This is a genomic window from Thalassotalea sp. PS06, from assembly GCF_007197775.1.
Lineage (GTDB): Bacteria > Pseudomonadota > Gammaproteobacteria > Enterobacterales > Alteromonadaceae > Thalassotalea_A.
Genome location: NZ_CP041638.1, coordinates 2,274,327 through 2,296,607 on the forward strand (window position 1 = coordinate 2,274,327; position 22,281 = coordinate 2,296,607).

21 protein-coding genes and 1 tRNA gene are annotated in these 22,281 nt (G+C 45.2%); 15 read left to right on the plus strand and 7 right to left on the minus strand.

The annotated features are described in order from the left end of the window. Position 1: 1 nt before the first annotated feature. Genes prmC through hemA form a run of 3 tightly spaced genes read right to left on the minus strand, consistent with a single transcriptional unit; the run spans position 2 to position 3,299 of the window. Positions 2-895 (minus strand): peptide chain release factor N(5)-glutamine methyltransferase, encoded by an 894-nt coding sequence (gene prmC / locus FNC98_RS10075; protein WP_313904100.1) that lies wholly within the window; start codon positions 893-895, stop codon positions 2-4. 17 nt (positions 896-912) lie between these two features. Further along, positions 913-2,001, minus strand: a complete 1,089-nt coding sequence (gene prfA / locus FNC98_RS10080; RefSeq protein WP_143581108.1) for a peptide chain release factor 1 — start codon at positions 1,999-2,001, stop codon at positions 913-915. A 26-nt stretch (positions 2,002-2,027) separates the two neighbouring features. Next, positions 2,028-3,299 carry a glutamyl-tRNA reductase gene (gene hemA / locus FNC98_RS10085; protein ID WP_143581109.1) on the minus strand — a complete coding sequence of 424 codons (1,272 nt, stop codon included), beginning with the start codon at positions 3,297-3,299 and terminating at the stop codon, positions 2,028-2,030. 219 nt (positions 3,300-3,518) lie between these two features. Here hemA and lolB point away from each other — a divergent pair, with 219 nt between their 5' ends. The 11 genes from lolB to FNC98_RS10140 all read left to right on the plus strand — a co-directional run bounded on the left by lolB (position 3,519) and on the right by FNC98_RS10140 (position 15,441). Further along, positions 3,519-4,220 (plus strand): lipoprotein insertase outer membrane protein LolB, encoded by a 702-nt coding sequence (gene lolB / locus FNC98_RS10090; RefSeq protein ID WP_185967930.1) that lies wholly within the window; start codon positions 3,519-3,521, stop codon positions 4,218-4,220. 25 nt (positions 4,221-4,245) lie between these two features. Next, on the plus strand, positions 4,246-5,130 hold the full coding sequence (gene ispE / locus FNC98_RS10095; RefSeq protein WP_143581111.1) for a 4-(cytidine 5'-diphospho)-2-C-methyl-D-erythritol kinase: 885 nt from the start codon (positions 4,246-4,248) through the stop codon (positions 5,128-5,130). Between the two features lie 8 nt (positions 5,131-5,138). Then, positions 5,139-5,213 (plus strand) — tRNA-Gln (locus tag FNC98_RS10100). 138 nt (positions 5,214-5,351) lie between these two features. After that, positions 5,352-6,299 (plus strand): ribose-phosphate pyrophosphokinase, encoded by a 948-nt coding sequence (locus tag FNC98_RS10105; RefSeq protein WP_143581112.1) that lies wholly within the window; start codon positions 5,352-5,354, stop codon positions 6,297-6,299. A gap of 236 nt (positions 6,300-6,535) precedes the next feature. Then, complete coding sequence (locus FNC98_RS10110; protein ID WP_185967931.1) at positions 6,536-7,168, plus strand: 50S ribosomal protein L25/general stress protein Ctc; 633 nt, start codon at positions 6,536-6,538, stop codon at positions 7,166-7,168. A 16-nt stretch (positions 7,169-7,184) separates the two neighbouring features. Next, positions 7,185-7,778 (plus strand): aminoacyl-tRNA hydrolase, encoded by a 594-nt coding sequence (gene pth / locus FNC98_RS10115; RefSeq protein WP_143581114.1) that lies wholly within the window; start codon positions 7,185-7,187, stop codon positions 7,776-7,778. A gap of 19 nt (positions 7,779-7,797) precedes the next feature. Continuing rightward, a complete protein-coding gene (gene ychF, locus FNC98_RS10120) occupies positions 7,798-8,889 on the plus strand; it encodes a redox-regulated ATPase YchF (protein ID WP_143581115.1) in 1,092 nt (363 codons plus the stop codon). A 239-nt stretch (positions 8,890-9,128) separates the two neighbouring features. Continuing rightward, entirely contained in the window at positions 9,129-11,270 is a 2,142-nt protein-coding gene (locus tag FNC98_RS10125) for a TonB-dependent receptor (protein WP_260680338.1), read from the plus strand. 303 nt (positions 11,271-11,573) lie between these two features. Next, positions 11,574-13,403: a DUF3604 domain-containing protein gene (locus FNC98_RS10130; protein ID WP_143581116.1), complete on the plus strand. Its 1,830-nt coding sequence runs from the start codon at positions 11,574-11,576 to the stop codon at positions 13,401-13,403. A 125-nt stretch (positions 13,404-13,528) separates the two neighbouring features. Further along, positions 13,529-14,386 carry a peptidyl-prolyl cis-trans isomerase gene (locus FNC98_RS10135; RefSeq protein ID WP_185967932.1) on the plus strand — a complete coding sequence of 286 codons (858 nt, stop codon included), beginning with the start codon at positions 13,529-13,531 and terminating at the stop codon, positions 14,384-14,386. Further along, entirely contained in the window at positions 14,383-15,441 is a 1,059-nt protein-coding gene (locus FNC98_RS10140; protein WP_260680339.1) for a HupE/UreJ family protein, read from the plus strand. The genes FNC98_RS10135 and FNC98_RS10140 overlap by 4 nt, the downstream gene beginning before the upstream one ends. Positions 15,442-15,454: 13 nt before the next feature. Here the strand turns inward: FNC98_RS10140 and FNC98_RS10145 are convergent, their stop codons facing one another. Next, the gene (locus tag FNC98_RS10145; RefSeq protein WP_143581118.1) at positions 15,455-17,110 is read right to left on the minus strand and encodes an AMP-binding protein; all 1,656 of its coding nucleotides are present in this window, start codon (positions 17,108-17,110) and stop codon (positions 15,455-15,457) included. Positions 17,111-17,373: 263 nt separating this feature from the next. Between FNC98_RS10145 and FNC98_RS10150 the strand changes: the two genes are divergently transcribed. Beyond that, the gene (locus FNC98_RS10150) at positions 17,374-17,784 is read left to right on the plus strand and encodes a hypothetical protein (RefSeq protein ID WP_143581119.1); all 411 of its coding nucleotides are present in this window, start codon (positions 17,374-17,376) and stop codon (positions 17,782-17,784) included. A 519-nt stretch (positions 17,785-18,303) separates the two neighbouring features. On the opposite strand, the gene FNC98_RS10155 is transcribed toward FNC98_RS10150, so the two are convergent. After that, the gene (locus FNC98_RS10155; protein WP_143581120.1) at positions 18,304-18,513 is read right to left on the minus strand and encodes a cold-shock protein; all 210 of its coding nucleotides are present in this window, start codon (positions 18,511-18,513) and stop codon (positions 18,304-18,306) included. Between the two features lie 483 nt (positions 18,514-18,996). On the opposite strand from FNC98_RS10155, the gene FNC98_RS10160 reads away from it, so the two are divergent. Beyond that, the gene (locus tag FNC98_RS10160; protein WP_143581121.1) at positions 18,997-19,383 is read left to right on the plus strand and encodes a hypothetical protein; all 387 of its coding nucleotides are present in this window, start codon (positions 18,997-18,999) and stop codon (positions 19,381-19,383) included. Between the two features lie 5 nt (positions 19,384-19,388). Here FNC98_RS10160 and truC read toward each other — a convergent pair whose 3' ends face one another. Further along, positions 19,389-20,198, minus strand: coding sequence for a tRNA pseudouridine(65) synthase TruC (truC, locus tag FNC98_RS10165; protein WP_143581122.1), 810 nt, complete (start codon positions 20,196-20,198; stop codon positions 19,389-19,391). Beyond that, positions 20,195-20,560 (minus strand): YqcC family protein, encoded by a 366-nt coding sequence (locus FNC98_RS10170; RefSeq protein ID WP_143581124.1) that lies wholly within the window; start codon positions 20,558-20,560, stop codon positions 20,195-20,197. The genes truC and FNC98_RS10170 overlap by 4 nt, the downstream gene beginning before the upstream one ends. 122 nt (positions 20,561-20,682) lie before the next feature. On the opposite strand from FNC98_RS10170, the gene FNC98_RS10175 reads away from it, so the two are divergent. Together FNC98_RS10175 and FNC98_RS10180 are read left to right on the plus strand one after the other, a co-directional pair. Beyond that, positions 20,683-21,759, plus strand: coding sequence for a DUF3549 family protein (locus tag FNC98_RS10175; protein WP_143581127.1), 1,077 nt, complete (start codon positions 20,683-20,685; stop codon positions 21,757-21,759). 5 nt (positions 21,760-21,764) lie between these two features. After that, positions 21,765-22,067 (plus strand): DUF3301 domain-containing protein, encoded by a 303-nt coding sequence (locus FNC98_RS10180; RefSeq protein ID WP_143581129.1) that lies wholly within the window; start codon positions 21,765-21,767, stop codon positions 22,065-22,067. The last annotated feature ends 214 nt before the right edge of the window (positions 22,068-22,281 follow it).

Sequence of the window (22,281 nt, forward strand, 5' to 3'; positions counted from 1 at the left end):
GCTAGCCGTGGTATCTGCCTTTGGTCATTCTTGGCTGACCACCGTAATCCCGTACTGTTTCAACATCAGAGTAACCAAACTCTTTATATATCGCCTGGATCTGCGCTTGCTGATCAAACCCGTGTTCTATATACAAAGAACCACCAGGTGCCAGATAATCACGACTGGTGGAAATAATATGTCGAATATCTTTAAACCCTTGTTCATCGGCAACTAAAGCCGAGTCTGGCTCAAAGCGAATATCACCTTCGCTTAAATGCGGATCGCCCGGTGCAATATAAGGCGGGTTAGAAACAATTAGCTCAAATCCCTGGCCTTTTTCAACGTTAGAGAACCAATCGCTTTGGCCAATATTAACGTGAGACAAATTCAACGATTCGGCATTAGATTTCGCCAGTTCGACCGCAGCTTGATTAAAATCGACCGCCTCAATAGTCCACTTAGGCTTTTCATGGGCAATGGCAAGTGCAATAGCGCCGGTTCCGGTACCCAAATCCAGCATGCGTACACCTGCCGCATTCTCAAAGTCCGATAGCACGGTTTCTACCAACACTTCGGTATCCGGCCTTGGAATTAATGTGCAGGGGGATACTTTAAAAGGTAGTGACCAGAATTCCTGAACGCCGAGGATAAAGGCGACTGGCTCACCTTGAGCACGGCGTTCAATCAAGGCACTAAATTGATTTAACTGTGAATCGCTGATCAGCTTTTCCGGCCAGGTAACCAGATAACCTGGTTTTACTTCTAATGCATGCGCAAGCAATAACTGGCAATCCAGTTTTGCACTATCGCTTACCTGCTGGGAAATGAGATATTGCTGCGAGAAGTTAAGAAGTTGAGCAATAGACGCTGACGCAGGATAGGCGTCAGCGAATTGTTTTAGAAATGCGCTCACAAGGTTGCTAAAGCCGTTTAGTTTTGTTCAGCAAGTGCGGCTAACTGATCCGCCTGGTTTTCCTGCATGATAGGCTCTAATACCAGTTGCAGGTTACCTTCAATCACTTCATTTAAGCGATACAAGGTAAGGTTGATACGGTGATCCGTCATTCGGCCCTGCGGATAGTTATAGGTACGAATACGCTCTGAACGGTCGCCACTAGCTACTAAGTTACGACGGGAAGATTCCTCTTCACTGCGACGTTTTTCATCTTCAGCCTGTTGCAAACGCGCCTGAAGCACTGACATTGCCTGAGCGCGGTTCTTATGCTGTGAACGTTGGTCCTGACACTCGACAACGATACCCGTTGGAATGTGAGTAATACGAATGGCAGAGTCGGTTTTGTTAACGTGCTGACCACCGGCACCAGAGGCGCGGAAGGTATCCACCTTCAAGTCGGCTTTATTAATCTCAATCGCTTCGGCTTCCGGAATCTCCGGCATTACCACCACAGTACAGGCTGAGGTATGCACACGCCCCTGAGATTCGGTTTCAGGAACCCGTTGCACCCGGTGACCACCGCTTTCAAATTTCATTTGCCCATAAACGCTGTCGCCGTTGAACTTCACGATCACTTCTTTATAGCCGCCGTGCTCACCTTCATTCATATTCAAAATTTCCGTCGACCAGCCCTGCTTTTCTGCATAACGGGTGTACATACGGTACAAGTCTCCGGCAAAAATCGCGGCCTCATCACCACCGGCACCAGCGCGGATTTCAACGAAACAGTTGTTATCATCATTTGGATCTTTTGGCAGTAACAGGATTTGTAATTGCTCGGTCAGGTTTTCAATGGCTTCTTTAGCTTCTTTGAATTCTTCCTGGGCCATTTCACGCATATCCGGATCGTCGTCCTTTAGCATCTCCTGAGCCATTTCGAAATTATCCTGAGCCTGTTTGAAATCGTTAAAGACTTTGGTTACTTCCTCTAACTGCGAGAACTCTTTAGATAAAGCACGGAATTTTTCCTGATCCGAGATAACGTCCGGATCAGACAACAAGGCCTGAACTTCTTCAAAGCGTTCAACCAGAACTTCCAGTTTTTGATAGACAGATTGTTTCATGTAGTTTGGATTCACAAATTTGTTATTTAAGAGTCTTTTTTATCTAAATCAAAGACATCGTGAAGATAGATTATTTTATCCAGCTCGCCACCCTGGGCAGCATTCTGAATTGCCCGCGTCGGCGCGTGCATTAAATTATTAGTCAGTTTGGTAGCAAGTTCCTGCATTACCTGTTCTGGGTCTTTATTGTTTGCCAGCTGCAGCTTTGCTTTTTCCAGCAACGCATCACGGCGCTCCATGCATTGTTGACGATAGGCGATTACCGCATCCTGAGTATTCAACCCTCTTAACCAAGCCATAAAATCATCACTTTGACTACCAACAATGGTTTCCGCCTGCTCTGCCGCTTTGCGACGGTTTTCCAGATTCTGAGCGACGATGCCTTGTAAATCATCCACCGTATATAAGAACACATCCTCAAGCTCGGCAACCTGCTCTTCGATATCCCTGGGAACGGCGATATCCACCATAAAGATTGGGCGACGGCGACGGCGCTCAAGGGCTTTTTCAATCATACCTTTACCAATAATCGGCAAGGTTGAACCCGTTGATGAGATAACAATATCGGCATCGCCAATGTGTTCCGGAATTTGCGCCAAAGTTATAACATCGGCGCCAACGCTTTTCGCCATCTGCTCAGCGCGGGCCACGGTACGGTTAGCAACCGTGATTTTACCAACCTGGTTATCGTACAAATGACGGGCAACCAGCTCGATGGTTTCCCCTGCACCGATTAATAGCACTTTGGTCTTTTGCAACTGACCAAAGATATGTTTGGCAAGATTTACTGCAGCGAATGCTACGGATACGGCACTAGCGCCGATTTCCGTTTCAGTACGGACCTGCTTAGCAACACCGAAGGTGCGTTGAAACAAACGATCCATGATGATTTTCATCGAACCCGCAGCTTTTGCCTGCGAGTAAGCTTGTTTCATTTGTCCAAGAATTTGCGGCTCACCCAGGATTAACGAATCCAGGCCACAGGCCACACGCATCATATGATTTACCGCTTGTTGGTCGTGATGCCAATATAACGTTGGAGAAATAATGCTCGCTGGTACCTGGTGGTATTGTTCTAGCCAGTGGGTAACCTGCTGTTTCACCTCATTGACGTTTTGGTCCTGAACAAAGTAAAGCTCGGTTCGGTTACAGGTAGATAGGATAGCGGCTTCTTTGCAGGACAATTCGCCAATCATCTCCTGCAGCGCCTGGGCAAGATTATCCGGACTGAATGCTATTTTTTCACGCACAGACACAGGGGCTGTTTTGTGATTTATTCCAACGGCAAAAATGGGCATATATTGGTAGCTTCAGTCTAGTTAACGAGAATAGGTTTACCGTGTCGCGTTCGCTGACATCATTCAATATCAGGCTCTGGTTGGATTTCAACCAATTACCGCAACAACATTCAATGTTGCTAATTTTACGAAATTAAACGGATGATTGAAAGTACCCTGACAAATGTGGTGCAATATAGGCCACTATTGATACACACTTTTACAGAAATCGACTATTTTATGACTCGCCCACTGGCACCGTCCTCATTATGTTCCTCTTTACGCTACTCTTTGCGCTCTTCTTTGCTAAGCGCAAAGCAAGGACGTCTTATTGCGCAAGCCGCGCTGTTATCTTTCACCTTAAGCGCCTGTGCCCTGTTCAGTGGCCCACCAGAACCGCAAAGCGTTGCTGCGCAAAAACTGCGTCAGGAACAAATGCAGGATATCGATAAATGGCTGGTAAAAGGCAAAATGGCGTTTATGCAAGGCTCAGAGCGTAAAAGTGCCAATATATACTGGCGCCACGAACCTGACACAGTGAAATTGAATCTCACCACCTTTTTGGGCGTCAACATTCTTAACCTGAATTCCATTGACGATGGTTACGAATTAAAAATCGATGGTAAACGCTACACGGGGCCAAATTTACAAGCACTACTGGCGGGTATTTCGGGTATCGAGCTGCCGGTTGAAGATTTAACTTTTTGGATCAAAGGTATTAAAGCCCAGCCTCAAGACGCGTTATTCTTCAATTCCGAAAACGGCCTTCCGGCTCGTATCCAAGCCCGAAGAGGCAATGAGCTTTGGCAAATCGACTATCAGGCTTTTGAGAAAGTGGATGAGCACTATATGCCAAGCAAGCTCACCCTAAAACATGGTCAGTTGACCATCAAACTGGCAATTTCCGACTGGACGTTAGAGCGCTCCAGCTTCTTTCAGTAAAAGCTGATTAACGTTAACGATGACAATGAACTCAAAAATAAAGACTTATTCATTTTCTTCCCCGGCAAAAATAAATCGTTTTTTGCATATCACCAACCGTCGTTCTGACGGCTATCATGAGCTGGAATCGGTATTTCAGTTCATAGATTACGGAGATACTCTTAGCTTTTCAAAAAGAGACGATAACAGCATTACGCTGACCCCTGACATTCCAGGCGTGCCACTCACATCAAATCTGATTTACAAAGCCGCGATTGCCCTAAGAGGTTTTGCCGAAAAGCAATTAATCGACATACCGTCTTTAGGTGTGGACATTACCTTAGATAAGCAGCTGCCGATGGGCGGCGGCCTCGGCGGTGGTTCGTCCAATGCAGCAACAACGTTATTGGCATTAAACAAAATCTGGAAACTTAATCTCGATACCCAAACCCTTGCCGATATAGGCCTTGCCTTAGGTGCCGATGTACCAATATTTATCCATGGACATACTGCGTTTGCCGAAGGTGTAGGAGAAATTATTACTCCGGTGGATATCGATTGCCCGGTGTTTTTAATCACTGTACCTTCTTGTCATATTTCTACGGCAACGATTTTTCAGCATCCGGATTTACCGAGAAATACCGCAAAGCTGAGTGAACAACATAGAGTCAATCTGGATTTACAGGCCTGTCACAACGATTGCGAAAATTTAGTTTCGAACCTGTATCCTGAGGTTGCCAACTTAATCACGAGATTGTTAGAATACGCCCCGTCTCGACTGACCGGTACAGGTGGTTGTATTTTTTCCAATTTTACCTCTTTGGAAGATGCACAACAGGTACAGTCGAAACTGCCCGAAAATGTGCAGTCTTTTATTGCCAAAGGGTTAAATCGTTCACCGGTTCTGGCTGAATTGGAACGGGTAACGTAGAGAATTTTTGGGGTATAGCCAAGCGGTAAGGCAGCGGGTTTTGATCCCGTCATTCCGAGGTTCAAATCCTCGTACCCCAGCCAAATTTACCAGACATAGCGTCTGGATAAATAACCGCATCGGGTAATTTTGTTTTCAAAATTACTTGGGTGTGATACCACATTAAAACTTGATTTTAATGTACTAACATTAATGATGTCTAAGTTTCTGAGGAACAGACAGTGCCTGACATGAAGATCTTTGCGGGTAATGCCACCCCTGAACTGGCTAAGAAAATTGCAGATCGCCTTTATATCGGATTGGGTGATGCAAAAGTTGGCAGTTTCAGTGATGGCGAAATCAGCGTTGAAATTACCGAGAACGTTCGTGGCGCGGACGTGTTTATTATCCAATCTACTTGTGCCCCTACCAACAACAACTTGATGGAACTTATCGTAATGGTTGACGCCTTACGTCGAGCTTCCGCTGGCCGTATCACCGCTGTAATGCCTTACTTCGGTTATGCTCGTCAGGATCGTCGTGTTCGTAGTGCCCGTGTTCCTATTACCGCTAAAGTGGTTGCCGATTTCCTTTCCAGCGTTGGTGTAGACCGTGTTCTTACCGTTGATTTACACGCGGAACAGATTCAGGGCTTCTTCGATGTACCAGTAGATAACGTATTTGGTTCACCGATCCTGCTTGAAGATATGCTGAATAAAGATTTGGAAAACCCAGTTGTGGTTTCTCCGGATATCGGTGGTGTCGTTCGTGCCCGCGCCGTTGCTAAGCTTCTTGATGACACAGACTTAGCCATCATTGATAAACGTCGTCCAAAAGCCAACGTGTCTCAGGTCATGCACATTATTGGTGACGTTGAAGGTCGTGACTGTATCATCGTTGATGACATGATTGATACCGGTGGTACCTTATGTAAAGCCGCTGCAGCCCTTAAAGAGCATGGCGCTCGTCGCGTATTTGCTTATGCTACTCACCCAATCCTATCGGGTAATGCGGCTGACAATATCGCTAATTCAGAAATTGATGAAATGATCGTTACCGACTCTATTCCATTAAAACCTGAGATTCAAAAACTGGATAAAGTTCGCCAGTTAAGCCTTGCCGGCATGCTTTCGGAAGCCATTCGCCGCGTAAGTAACGAAGAGTCAATCTCGGCGATGTTTAAAGCCTAAACAAAGTAAGTAATCGTTAATTTCGACGGCTTGCTTAGTATTGCCAGAAAAAAGTGCACAATCGTGCACTTTTTAATTTTTAAGGGTGTGAAAATACTTAACAAAGTGTTATTATGCCGCGCCTTTTTAGCAATGGGTTGTTCTCAGCGTTAAAAAGATCCCTCTTCGAAGGGTTTAGAGATTATTTTTTGGTCGCGAAAAATAATTAAGTTTTACTTTAAATTGAGTACATTACTATGGATTTATTCACATTAGATGCTGAAGTACGTACTGACCTGGGGAAAGGTGCGAGCCGCCGCCTACGTCATGCGAACAAAGTTCCAGCTATCGTTTACGGTGCAGGCCAAGAGCCAGTATCTATCACTCTTGCGCACAACAAAGTTTTCCGTGCACAGGAAGAAGAAGCGTTTTACTCTCACGTTCTTACTTTAAACATTGGTAAAGAAGCTGTTGAAGTTGTAATCAAAGACATGCAACGTCACCCGTTCAAGCCACAAATCATGCACATGGATTTCCTACGTGTTGATGCCAAGAAAGAACTTCAGACTCTAGTTCCAATTCACTTCCTAAACGAAGAAATTGCTGCTAAGACTGGCGCGGTAATCGCTCACTCTGCAAACGAAATCGAAGTATCTTGTTTACCAGCTGACCTTCCTGAGTTCATCGAAGTAGACATCAAAGATCTTGAGATCGGTCAAACTATCCACTTATCAGACATCGCTCTTCCTAAAGGCGTGACTTCTGTTGAGTTGGCTAAAGGTGAAGACCACGATCAGGCTGTTGTTACTGCTAGCGCTCCTAAAGGCGGCAGCGATGACAATGGTGCTGCTGATGAAGAAGCAGACAGCGAAGAAACCACTGAAGAATAATCGCTGAGGAATCTCCTTGACGACTAATATTCAATTGGTTGTGGGCCTGGGTAATCCAGGCCCCGAATACGCAAAGACTCGCCATAATGCTGGTGTCTGGTTCGTCGAAGAACTCGCCCGCATGCACAACATCACCCTGTCCCCGAACACTAAATACTTTGGCCTTTACGGCAAAGGTATGATCGCCAATCAATTGGTGCACCTGTTAATCCCAACCACATTTATGAATCGTAGCGGTCAATCCGTCGCGTCTCTGGCTAATTTTTTCAAAATTCCCGTGGAAGAGATATTGGTTGCGCACGATGAACTGGACTTAGATCCTGGCGTGGTAAAAATTAAGAAAGGTGGCGGACACGGCGGCCATAATGGCTTGCGCGATATTATTGCGCGTATGGCGAACAATAAAGATTTTTATCGGTTACGGATTGGCATTGGTCATCCGGGCCACAGAGACCGGGTTACCGGTTTTGTTTTGGGCAAAGCTCCACAAAGCGAACAAGGTCTGTTAGACCAGGCTGTGGACGAAGCCAGCCGTTGTTTTTCTATCTGGCAAGAGCTGGATTTGAAAAAAGCGCAGAACCGACTTCATACGTTCAAAGCAACAAACTGATTATCTACAGGAACTTATCATGGGATTTAAATGCGGTATTGTCGGATTACCAAACGTCGGTAAATCTACCCTGTTTAACGCACTAACCAAAGCGGGCATCGAAGCTGCGAACTTTCCGTTTTGTACTATTGAACCAAACACAGGTGTGGTTCCGGTTCCAGATCCTCGTCTGGACAAACTTGCAGAAATCGTGAGTCCAGAGCGTGTTATTGCCACCACCATGGAGTTCGTGGACATCGCCGGTTTAGTTGCCGGTGCATCGAAAGGTGAAGGTCTGGGTAACAAGTTCCTGGCTAACATTCGTGAAACCGATGCAATTGGACACGTAGTTCGTTGTTTTGAAAACGACAACATCGTGCACGTAGCGGGTAAAGTAAACCCTGCTGAAGATATTGATGTTATCAATACCGAACTAGCCCTTGCCGACATGGAAACCGCTGAGCGTGCGATTCAACGCCAGGCAAAGCGTGCGAAAGGCGGTGATAAAGACGCTAAGTTTGAAATCCCGGTACTGGAAAAAATTCTTGCTCACGTTGAACAGGGTGAAATGATCCGTTCATTAGAATTGAGCAAAGAAGAAAAAGCGGCCGTTCAATACCTTAACTTCTTAACTGCAAAACCAACCATGTACATTGCCAACGTTAATGACGATGGTTTTGAGAACAATCCTTATCTTGATCAGGTTCGCGAAATCGCCGAGAAAGAAGATGCGGTTGTGGTTCCGGTTTGTGCGGAAATCGAAGGCGAATTGGCTGAGATGGACGAAGAAGACCGCGTTGAATTCATGGCAGAAATGGGCTTAACCGAGCCAGGTCTTAACCGAGTAATTAACTCGGGTTATAGCTTACTTCATCTTCAGACCTACTTCACCGCAGGTGTTAAAGAAGTGCGTGCCTGGACGGTAAAAGTTGACGCTACAGCGCCACAAGCTGCCGGTGTTATTCACACTGACTTTGAAAAAGGCTTTATCCGCGCTGAGGTTGTTGGTTACGACGACTACGTTGAATGTAATGGCGAAGCCGGCGCAAAAGAAGCGGGTAAATGGCGCCTGGAAGGTAAAGACTATCGCGTTAAAGATGGCGATGTCGTTCACTTCCGCTTTAACGTATAAAGCATATTACTGTTAGAAAAAGCGCCGACAAGGCGCTTTTTTGTATCTCAACGTTAATCTGTAAATTAAACCAAGCGGTTAAATTCGCTGCACCACCAACCTTTCCCTATTCGATCCAATCTCGAAACTCCCTGAACATTTTCCTTCCTGAAAGAATGGTAAATTTTAAATCTGTGCTATCGTTTTAGCTAAGCACATAAATACATTAGCTTTTTATCTAATTCTCCTAGCACATATTGATGATCAAGGACGATATGTTTCGAATACTTACCTGCCTATTGTTACCCATCTACGCCAATCAGGTCTTGGCCCAGGAAGATGTAGGCGAAGCTAATGCGGTTGAATCCGCTACTATCGAAACCGCTGCTCTCGAAAACAGCGCTCTTGAAAGCAAGGCTCTGGAAACAATCGTTGTTGAGGGTAATCAGGTGAATTTGATTGGTGGTGCCCTTTCCGCATCAGAGGGCGTTATCGGACAGTCAGAAATTAGCATCAGACCGATTTCCAGAACTGGCGAGATATTGGAATTCATTCCCGGTATGGTCGTTACTCAACACAGTGGCAGTGGTAAGGCGAATCAATATTTTCTTCGCGGCTTTAACCTTGATCATGGTACCGATTTTGCCACCTATGTTGATGGCATGCCCGTTAATATGCGCAGCCATGGGCATGGACAGGGTTATACCGACCTCAGCTTTCTGATCCCCGAAGCCGTCGGTAAAATGCGTTATCGAAAAGGTTCCTACTATGCTGATATCGGTGATTTTAGTGGTGCTGGAGGCGTCGCTATCGAAACCTCTGAGCGTCTTGAAAATGATCTGCTCAGTATCGGTCTTGGTGAAAACGGCTTTCAACGGGCCTTATTGATGATGGATGCACAATTTGTTGGTGGCAGTACCCTTTTCGCTGCAGAGCGTCAACACTACGATGGACCCTGGGATGATATAAACGAAGATGTGGGAAAAACCAACCTGCTACTAAAACATACTCGACCTGTTGAACAAGGTCAGTTCAGTGTTGCCGTTATGGGCTATGACAATGCCTGGAACAGTGCCGACCAAATTCCATCACGAGCGGTTGCGCAAGGTTTGCTCAGTGAATTTGGTTCCATTGATAAGTATGTTGGTGGCGAATCGAGTCGCTACAGCATCAATGCAACTTTTAACAGTGACTCATGGCAAGCCTCAGCCTATGTCATCGATTATCAGTTAAATCTTTGGTCCAATTTCACCTATTTTCTCGATGATGAGCAAAACGGCGATCAATTTGAACAGGTGGATAATCGCAATATCTACGGTGGCCATTTGCAATATTCACTGGCCTCTTCCTTCGCTAAGATGGCAATGAATAATCGCTTAGGATTCGAGTTTCGGGTCGATGACATTCAGGAAGTAAGTCTTTATCAAACCCGGCAACGCCAGCGCCTTGGTGTCACCCGCAGCGATGAAGTAACTCAGCATAGTATTAGCGCATATTGGGAAAATCGCATCGAATGGAGCGACCGCATCAGCACGGTTATTGGCGCTCGTTACGACAGCCTGGATTTTGATGTAGATAATCTGGCAGGTATCAATCGCTTTGGTATAGATCTCAACGACAACTCTGGAAAAGCTGATGATGATTTACTGTCACTGAAAGGTAATCTGGTTTATTGGATTAATGATTCCTGGGAGGCTTATGTGTCAGCCGGGCAAGGGTTTCATTCGAACGATGCCAGGGGAACGACGATTACCATAGACCCATTAACTGGGGAGGACGCCGACCGGGTTGATCCATTGGTTCGCTCGACCGGTTATGAATTTGGCATTCGAGGATTCAGCGCTAATACATGGAATGTGTCAGCGGCACTGTGGTCTTTAAAGCTTGATAGTGAATTATTGTTTGTTGGTGATGCCGGTAATACCGAAGCCTCCCGCCCTTCTGAACGCATAGGTATTGAGTTAGCCGCATACTATCAATTTAACGAGATAGTTAGTGTCGACATTGAATATGCCAATACGGACGCCAAATTTCAGGGTGATGAACCTGAAGGCAATCGTATCCCGGGCACTGTACGTGATGTAGTGCAAGCAGGTCTGAACCTCGATTTTAACGATACCTGGTTTGCAAGCCTTCGGTATCGATATTTCGGTAAACGCCCGCTGATAGAAGATGACTCCGTTACATCGGACGCAACCAGCATTGTTAATCTTCGTCTCGGCTATCAACGATCTGATTGGCGAGCAACACTCGATATATTGAATCTGGCAGACAGCAATTACCATGATATAGACTACTTCTACGAATCAAGATTAGCGTCGGAAACCGATGGCGTTGAAGATATCCATTTTCACCCTATCGAGCCAAGAGCGCTGCGACTAACACTTGAATTAAGATGGTAGAAACGTTGCGTTTGGCTATTGAACTCCAATACATGTCATCTTAAAGATTCTGCAAAAGGGTGAATTATTAAAAATCAGATCAAATTTATAGTTTATAAATCAATCCCAGCCCCTCCAGAATCGTAATACTTAATTAAGCCGAAAACTGGAAAAATCAGCCAGTTGCATTACTTTTTAATAAACGGTGAATTTCACCATTACTGACAAAATTTGCGGTAAATCTATGATTCCCAAAGTCCGGATGATGGGGATAAACGTTGCTCTTAGGATTACGCGACTTAACCACTGAATATCTGGTGCGTTATGAAAAAACTGACTTCCACCCTCGCCCTGCTCGCATTGTCCACATCGATGCATACCTTAGCCGATGAAACTCAAGATGGGCCCACCGTATTGCTCTGGGGCGACACCCATTTACATACCAACTTATCCCCTGATGCGTATGTGAATAAAAACACCAACGTAGATCCGGATACCGCCTATCGCTTTGCCAAGGGCATGCCCGTAATGTCAGACGATACCCGGGCAAAAGTTCGCTTGCATACGCCATTAGATTTTCTCGCCGTTACCGATCATGCCGAATATGCCGGAGTACCTAAGATGCTCTGGGATGGCGATGAGGAGCTGGCCAATACCAAAACCGGTGCGCGCTACATTGAAATGATCAAAAACGGTAAAGGCACGGATGTTTTCTTCGAGCTCATTGGTGATGTAAATGCATCGAAACCAAATAAAGAGCTGCACAGCCAGCGAGTTAGGGATACGGTCTGGAAGCAGATATACGAAGCTGCGGAAAAACATAATGAACCGGGAAAATTCACTACGTTAATCGGCTGGGAATGGAGTTCATTGCCAAACGGTGCCAACCTCCACCGTGTGGTGTTTATGCCTGAAGGCGGCGATGTCGCAGGACAATTTACCCCATACAGCGCCTTTGAAAGTGATCGCCCCGAAGATTTATGGAATTGGCTGGAAAAAACCGCTGAGGAAACCGGCGCTAATTTCGTTGCCATTCCCCATGGCTCGAATATCTCCAACGGTCTGATGTTCCAGAACGTCGACAGTGACGGCAATGCCATTACGGCCGAATATGCGAAAACCCGGATGCGCTGGGAGCCTGTTATTGAAATTACCCAAATCAAAGGCGATTCAGAAACCAAAGGCACGTTATCTCCTGGCGATGAATTTGCCGATTTTGAAACCTATGAGCATTTGATTAAAACCGGTGATGGCGAAGAAGAAGATCATGGCGAAATGGATGAAGCCGCCAATTATGTGAGAACCGCTTTAATGCGAGGAATGGAAATCGAGCAGAAAGTTGGTGTTAACCCATACAAAGCCGGAGTGGTAGGTTCAACCGATGCCCATACCGGCCTTGCCAGTGCCGAAGAAGATAACTTCTGGGGTAAATTTTCCTTAGATTCAAAGCCTGAAGGTAAGGATTTAGAAGGTGCCCCCGGTGTTACCGGTTGGGATATGTCAGCGTCTGGCTTGGCTGCAGTCTGGGCCAAAGAAAATACCCGTGAAGCCATTGTTGATGCGTTTAAACGTAAAGAAGTTTATGGCACCTCAGGGCCGCGCATAAAACTTCGCGTTTTTGCAGGGTATGAGTTTAAAGACAAAGATGCAGAATCCGCCGACCTTGCCAATATCGGCTATGACAAAGGCGTACCCATGGGCAGTGATTTACCGCCAGCAGGTAAGCGCGACAAACCGCAATTATTGATTCAAGCGGTAAAAGATCCAGTCGATGCCAACCTTGATCGGGTACAGGTGGTAAAAGGCTGGGTTGATGACTCCGGTAAAGCCCAGGAAAAGGTGTATAACATTGTCTGGTCAGGTGACCGGAAAATGGCTAGTGATGGCAGCATCGATGCGGTGGGTAACACGGTCGATATGGAAACTGGCTTGTATACCAATGATATTGGCACCGAACAACTAACGGCGGTTTGGGAAGATAAAGACTTCGACCCTAAAGAGCGGGCTTTTTACTATGTCCGGGTTCTACAAATCCCAACACCGCGCCATACCTTGTATGACTCTATCGCGCTGGGCAAAGAACACCCGGAGGAATACGATGCGGTTATTCAGGAACGGGCTTACAGTTCGCCTATATGGTACACCCCGGAATAACCGCTAAATTTAAATTAACGTAATCGCTATTTAAGCTGTAAGCACGACACACACACTTGCTGGACACATAGACAAAACCATGGTCCGGCCTGGAATTCATCGAGACAATAATAAGGCAGATGATAGTGAGACTACTTCGTGAACCCCTATTCCATTTTCTGTTACTGGGAGGCCTCATTTACTGGGCCTACTCAGCGTTTAGCGAAGATGACTCCGAAACCATTGTTATCGACAAAGGTAACCTGCTTACTTTTATGCAGTATCGCTACCAGGCCTTCAATGCCAATCAGGCTGAACAAAACCTGGCCAACCTTCCAGATGACCAATTGCAACGCTTAATTGATGAGTATGTGCGTGAAGAAGCTTTGTATCGCCAGGCATTAGCACTGAACCTGGACAAAAATGATTACATCATCAAAAAACGCCTGATTCAAAAAGTAGAATATATTTCCGAAAACTTTGAAGCACCAGCATTACCCGAGGATGAACAGGTACTCATCAACTATTTCAATGGCAATCAGAAAAACTACCTGCAACCGGATTACATCACCTTTTCCCATCAATTTTTCTCCCACCAAAACACCGATGTTTCATTACCGGCGCAGCAACGGGCGCTGCAAGCTCTGGATCATTTAAACAATGGTGATGCCGGTTTAACCGCTGTCAAACAAGACTTATTTCTCTATAACCGTCATTACGCCGAGCGCCCTCAATCTTTGATTAGTAGTCACTTCGGGGATGCATTTGCAGAGCAATTGTTTACCCAAACCACAATCAATGAAGCTGTATGGCAAGGCCCGTTCGAATCACCTTATGGCTGGCACGTGGTAAAGGTATATAACCGCCAGCCAGCGAAGTATCCGGAATTTACCGAAGTGAAAGATAAGGTTGCAGAAGACTATTTACGCGACATTCAGCAACAACAAAAACAACAATCTCTAAATGATGTTGTGGCGCAATACGAGGTTAAACTCGACCTGTGAAAATCTTTACAAACATTGCGCAGCTGATGTTATATTTCAAACAATTTTGCTCGCTTTTGCTGGTGATCTCGATACTTTGGTTTAGCACAGGTAACCCGGCTTTTGCCCATGAATCGCGCCCGCTGTATATAAAGATTATTCAGGAAGAGGCAAATACCTATACCCTTACCTGGCGAACCCCATTAAGCATTACCTGGGATAATCAACCGAAAATACAAATACCAGATGTCTGTACACCAAACGTTGCAAAATCATCCTCCATTCAGGTTGGGATAAAGCAGGTATCAATTCGTTGCCAAGGGCTCACTGCTGATCACCAGTTTTCCGTTATCTATCCTATCGCCAACCCATCGGTAAGCACGCTAATCGACGTGCAGTTGCTCGATAAGGAAAAACGAACCATTCTTCTTGGACCGGAACAACAATCCTTTGGGTTATTTAACGACAATGTTTCCGATAAGACCTGGCTGGCCTATGGAACCTTGGGCGTTAAACATATCTGGCTCGGTATCGATCACCTGCTATTTATCGGCTGTCTGGTTTTCTTTGCCAGAGGCTGGAAAAAGCTGTTTTGGACAATCACAGGTTTTACCCTGGCCCATTCCGTCACCTTAGGGCTGGCAAGCCTTGATGTTATTCGCGTAAACATCCTTCCCATTGAGGCTATCATTGCCCTGTCTATCATGTTTTTGGCCGTCGAGTTAACAAGAGAAAAAAATACCACCCTCACCTGGCGCTACCCGGCCATTGTTGCCATTAGTTTCGGCTTGCTGCATGGCTTTGGATTTGCATCAGTACTGGCTGACATTGGGTTACCTGAGAATGACAGGTTGATAAGCTTACTGTTCTTTAATCTCGGCATCGAAGTGGGACAATTATTGTTTATCGCAGCACTGTTCGCACTTGTCTGGATAGGTAAGAAAATTGCCACAAACAAACCAGCTGGCTCTACTGTGGAGGAAGTTTTAGCGGTTAGAAATTACTATCTTATCGCCGCTTATCTTATTGGGCCATTGGCTGCTTTTTGGTTCTGGCAGCGTCTGGCCCAATTTTAAGCAAGGCTTTTCTTTATTCGAAAATGATTTTTTGTTGAGGTGTTTCTGGTAGCTTTTCCAGATAATACTGCTCAATTTCGTTGCGCTTTAATTTTAGCGTCGGCGTTAACAACTCATTCTCAGGTTTCCAGGAATGCTGACAAACCAGCAGATAATCCAGGCGCTGATGGCTTTCCAACTGACCATTAACTTCCGACAACAATTGCTCTAGCAAAGCAGTTTGCTCGGCTTGTGCCTGCGGCGCATTTTCACTGAGAACCACTAAACCAATCGGTTGCTTCATGCCTGAACCGATGACACAGGCCTGCTCAAGCGCGCTATTGCTAAGCAATAAACGTTCAATCGGTACTGGCACCACATATTTGCCTTTGGCGGTTTTAAACTGCTCTTTAATTCGGCCGATAATTTTAAAATCACCGTCCGCTGTCAATTCACCCTTATCGCCAGTATGGAACCAACCATCAGTAAAGGCCTGCTCTGTATTTTCCGGATCAAGATAGTAGTCCTCGAAAACCGCATCTCCGCGGATCATGATTTCCTGGGCTTCAGAAAGCTTCATTTCAACGCATGGTAACGCTTTGCCAATGGTACCGATGCGATTTTCATCAAAGGGTAAATTACCGCAGGACAAGCCTGAGGTTTCGGTCATCCCCCACCCTTCGCCGATATTCATACCTAATTTTTGATACCAACGTAACAACTCTTCTGAGACCGGCGCTGAACCGCAGCCAAATACCTGAACCTGATCCAATCCCAGCTTGGTACGAATTTTCTTGGCGACAATATTGCCCAGTATTGGCAGGGACAATAACAGGCTAAGCTTTTTCTGCGGCATGGCTTTGAGGATTTGCGCCTGGAATTTCACCCACAGTCTTGGCACAGACAAGAAGAAGGTTGGACGAGCGTGTTGCACGTCATCAATAAAGGTATCTAGGTTGTCGATAAAGAATACTTCCAAGGGTAACTCGTAGGCGATACCTTCAATCAGACCGCGCTCAGTAATATGCGCCAACGGCAAGTACGATACCACACGTTGTGGTCCGGCATTGCCAATGCCAATAATATCAACGGCACCTTGAGCGGCGGACGCAATATTCTTAAAGGTAATGACCACACCTTTAGGGTTACCGGTTGTTCCTGAGGTGTAACAAATGGTCATGGTGTCGGTAAGCTCAGGCGATGCGATATCTTGCAGAGGTTCATTGGCACGAATCAGCTCATCCCATACCTGATTATTAGGGCCAGAAAAACCACTGACATCGGGATAAGGCATAGAAATAGTCACAAGTTCAGCACTTAGAACATTTTCAAGTGGCTGATAATCATCAAGCCGACCAACAAACAAGGCTTTCATGTCACTGTGGTCAATCACATAGCCTATGGTTTTCTCACCTGCTGTCGCATAGATAGGTACCGAAACCATGCCAGCCATCATAATGGCCAAATCAGCGATAAACCAATGGGCGCAGTTTTTCGAAATAATGCCAACCCGGTCTCCCGCAGCCAGACCCTGACTTTGCATCGCTGCAGCCATTTTACGAGCCTGCTGTTCAACATCGTTAAAACTGTATTGTTGCCAATTGCCCGCGACCGGTTGATTTAAAAACGTTTTATTCGGTTGCTGCTGCGCATGCTGTAAAAACCGATGCAGGGAGGATTGATAAGCCATTGGCATTCCTTTAAGTGAAATTTTTTTAATTATATAAACACATTACCGTTAAATCATGGTCTTAGACAAGAGAAGATGAGGATGATTGCGTCTGGCGCACCTCATCGTTGGAAAACTGGGAGTACATGCCCATGCAAGGCAACAGGAAAAGGTTATTGTTAAGACGCGGTAGAATCGGTATTTATGGTGGTGATGGCTTTATTAATTGCATCTTGCTGCTAAGTTTGAGAGAGTCGCACTCTTTTTAATGTATCTCGTATTTCATGACCCTGGCCGACCTTTGCACCCGCAGCACCCAAATCCTATGTGTTATCTTGTTGATAAGCTTTACCTATCGAGACCCTAACTTCCTCGATGCTGCTTATTCAGCAGTGCTTACTATCATTCCTTTAGCGGCAAGTAATTACCTGGCGCTACTTTATAAAAAACCGGGCAAAAACAAAGAATTTATCTGGCAATCCGGTTTCATAGGATGTTTTCTCGCCAATGTGTTTCTGATTATTTACGTGATCTACACTCAATTTTTGTTTATTCAAGGTGCCGAAAGCGTGACCATCGCCGGATTTTACTGGGTAATGTTTGTTTACGGCGCGACCCTACTCTACTCTCCTGTAGGTTTCTTAACAGGTGCAGCATTGTCCGGTTTATATCTTGCCGTTCGAAATCGGGCTTGATATCTGGATTGCTAAACTCATTCAAATAATACCAATCACATTAAATTATTGCTCACTCAGTGAGAATTTAAAGGCTTTTAGACAAGGCTTTGATTGCAGAGAATGGTAGTTCCATTGTCAAAATCAGTAACGCAGGATAAAGGCCTTTAAAACTCACCCGGAGGGAGTTAGTGAGAGGCCCATTTACTGCTCTATATTTCATATATAGAATGACTATATCAATAAAATCTATGTTGTGACTGCACCTCTGCCCTAACTCTGAGTTGTGCACAAACTTAGTGTGATTGGTATAAAGGCGCGAGACGCTCAAGTTTTGGCGCCTGGGGTTGAAAACTCGGTGAAAACAGCATCTGAATCGAGGTGATGCAGGTTCAATCCTGCGTTACAAATATATAGATAGAGAAAACCGCATAAAGCTATTTATAGAATGGACTGTGTTGACGCTTGGCTCGGATATTTTCTGCAGGCAACAAAAAAGGCAGCCTGAGCTGCCTTTTTTACGAATCTGTTAGTTAAAACTTAAAGTGCTTTAACGTTTTCAGCTTGAGGACCTTTTTGACCTTGAACAACTTCAAACTCAACCTGTTGGCCTTCAACTAAAGTCTTACGACCAGTACCCTGGATAGCACGGAAGTGAACGAAAACATCCGGACCTTCAGCTTGTTGGATAAAGCCAAAACCTTTATCGTCGTTAAACCATTTCACTGAACCTGTGCGAACATCAGACATAGTATATTTCCTAAACTTTTAAAAATTAATGTTACTGGCTCCATCTTAGGAGCTTCCTAGCTTTTGCGATGTATCTGTTAATATGTCGAGATGTTTGTACTACTTAGAACGGTAAATCGAGATAAAACGTATAGCATTTTCAAGCTTGCCCGAACAGTATACAGCTTTTGATCAGGTACACAAGGCATGCAAACATGAATCTTTTGTGAAATTATTGATTTTATTCAGCTCTCGTAGTTATTTCATATAACTATGGCTTATATAAAAAGTGTTACAGATTGTTTTTTCAAACAAATTCATGCTTTCCTGATTAGCAGGGTTGAATGTAGGCCGAATTGGTCCAAAAAGTTCGCAACTCTAGGAAAACACTGCCCTCACCTACCATTAAGCCTGCTTTTCGCGATTTACACTACACTTGGATCAAGCAATGCCTGAGACTGGTTTTTGGCGTTGCCTATCCACTTACAATCAGGAGACAGGAATATGGATATTCAAAAACCGCTGCAAACCCTGGCCAGCCTTGCCCGGGGCGTAGACCCGATATCAAAGCAGGCGTTTGCCAAAGATTCACCTTACAATCATCCGGAAATTATTCGCGACCTTTTTAGCTGCGTTGATTTTATCAATGACCAAACAAAACGTGTTCGCTTGACTCCGGAGCAAATCAAACAGAAAAATATTGATAAGGGGTTGCCAATGAATTGCGGCATGCCCTGGACACCAGCATTAAAACAAAATCTGGCGGAGCAGTTTCGACAGGGTTTGTCGGTGAAAGACCTAGCCAGTAAGTTCGAGCGCACCAATGCATCGATTACCGCCGAGCTGAAGCGCCAGGGGCTTATTAACGAAGGTGGATTACCCCCCTTCTGATGCTGTTAAACGTTTGAATCCGGGTTTTGCCATTGCAGGGATTGCATTACCTGTTGCCACTGGGAATCCAATGGTGCCCGGATATTTACTTTCTTATCAGTTATCGGATGTTGAAAATCCAGTTGCCAGGCGTGCAGCATCAAACGTCGAAAGCCAAAATGCTCGCCAAAAAAAGGATTTTGTTTGTTGTCACCATAATTGATATCACCAAGCATAGGATGACGTAAATGCGCCATATGACGACGTAACTGATGGCGTCTGCCGGTTTTTGGTTTGAGCTTTACCAAGGAATAACGAACCGTAGGGAACTTGCCAACAGGGATTGGCAAACTTGCCTGAGCTAATGTCTGAAAATGGCTGACCGCTTCCTGAGCGGGTTTATCTTCACTAACATATTTATCTCCGAGCTTATCCAGTTTTTCCTTTAATGGATAATCAATTTCACCGCTATCCGGGGTAAAGCCTCGACACATCGACAGATAGGTTTTCTGAATGCGATTTTCCGTAAATTGCTCGCCCATTAACCGCGCTACATCCTGAGTTAATGCAAATAACAAAACTCCGGAAGTTGGCCTGTCGAGGCGATGCAAAGGATAAACATACTGGCCTACCTGATCGCGAACCAGTTGCAAGGCAAAATACTTTTCATGACGATCAAGATATGAACGATGGACAAACAATCCAGATGGTTTGTTTACCGCCACCAGATACTCATCTTGATAAAGGATATCCAATACCGGTGCCGGCTCTTCAACCTCAACTTCGCCCTTTAAGTCACCCTGAACATCATTCACATCGGCGGAATTAGCACTCATAATCTAAATTCCTGAGGCTGTACGAACAAGGTTTGATGACGCTGCCCAGATAAAAGCTCGTCGATATCAGCAATGGTATTAATCAGCTTTGCTGCTTTCTCACCGTGACTTTTGAAGGATTCTTCGGCCATCGGGCACAGACTGATCTGGCTGGGTAATGGCTGTTTCGCATCCATCATCGCTGAAATTCTTGGAATAAAAATAAACTGTAGCCATTGCTCAAATCTGAGCGTATCGACACAAAACGGTTGCGTAGATGCCAGTTGTGCGGCTGAAGGTAACTCAGTTTGCCACAGAGCAAGGACTTCCAGCTCGCTTTGCAGAGCCACTAATAGGTCTTTCAGTTGTTGTGATTTATTCATGAGAATCTCATTTTTGAAAAGCGTCGCAATTATACCTGCCTGCAACACCGATTTACAGGTGTACTGAACAATCGGAATTGCTATAATCGCTGCCAATTCATTGGTAAGTAACACCCTCTTTTATGTCGCAAATTGATACCCTGTCCGAATTACTGCAATTATCAAATAGCAGCTACCGCGTTTTTGATCTTGGTCGTAAAGTCGAAAAGATTTCTAAAACCAATTTTGAACGCATTGAACAGGCGATGATGCCTTACCCTTCGCCGCTGCAAGGGCACGCGCATTTGGCGGTAGTGTTCTGGCAAAAACGTCCGGAAACGCCTTATATCTGGTTTATCAAATTACCGTTAGACGAGCGTGGGCTGTTGAATCAGGCAGCGCGAAATCATTTTATTGCGATCATTATCGAAGCACTTGGTAACGACCTGACTGTCGATCCCACGGAAAAACAGGAAGAATTGTTAAAAGCCAACCCATACAATTTCACCCCATCTCAATATAAGTTAGCGGCATTAAATTCGACTCTTAAATTCGAATTCAAACAGCCGGCTTCGCAATATTTCGAGCATTGTCATTTGTATTTCACAGGTGAGCTTGGCTGGGATAATTGGCAAGGAATTGGCGTCCAGGGCTTGTGTGATTTTGCCGCAAGAATTAACGAAGGTACTAATAAAGGTGCCAATGCCGACATTCTGGCCAATGCCCTTCCTCATCTGCCTGAGCAGGTATTTACGCCGCTGAGTGTAGCGTTGGAAAACCAGCAATTGCCGGTGGTCCTAAATGAGGTATTAGCGCAAATGGCAAAATCTGAGTTAGAAAAAGATTCGCCGGATAGCAATTATCTTAGCGCTATTGTCAGAGCTATGAGTGGTAATGCGTTAAACCCATTATTTCTGGAATTGGCAGATACATTAATTAGTGACAACCGTTGTCAGAAATTAGAAATATTTGTCGCAATTTCAGGTCGAGGATGGATGGCGTTGGCCGATTATTCTCGTATGCAGAAATTCCTTGAGGCCGTGGTCGAGTTTATTGATCAGCAAACGTTTTTCGCCCTATTTCAGGATTTGGTCGCCTTACCAATGATTCGCCCGGTATTGCTGCAAGTCATTCGTGCAAAAGACAGAACTCCGGCTCTCGAAAAGGCAATTGGCGAGCTATTTACCACCATGCAGGGACAAACACCAAAACAGGGATAGAATTAATGACTGAAATTTACGTTGGTTTAATTGGATTTTTGATTATCTGGTATTTGTTTTTCCTACGAAAAGTCGCAGAAACCGCCAGACAATATGCTAAAAGACATTGTTCGCAACAAGGCCTGCAATTTATATCCATTGCCCGGACTTCATCGAGCTGGGCACTAAATAAACGACAAGGACTGCACCTGGTTAGTTTGTTTGAGTTCGAGTTTTCTGGTGATACCACCTCCAGCTATACGGGTACCTTGCAAATGCGCGGTAACCGATTAGAAAAAGTGGAACTGCCGCCGTATAGCATTTCTTAAGACTGCGCTGATACTCCATCATCGAGGTTGTTTCGAGCACTCAAAATCTAGGGTTGCTAGCCAAAAGCTTCAAAGACAAAAAAGCCCAGCGTATGCTGGGCTTTCTTTATAAATGGTGCCGACTCGGTTCGGGCGTCATGCTTCACTCTACCTCCTCCATCCGTGGAGTCGTGCCGGAGATACTCCGGCAGTCGGAAAGCAAAAAAGCCCAGCA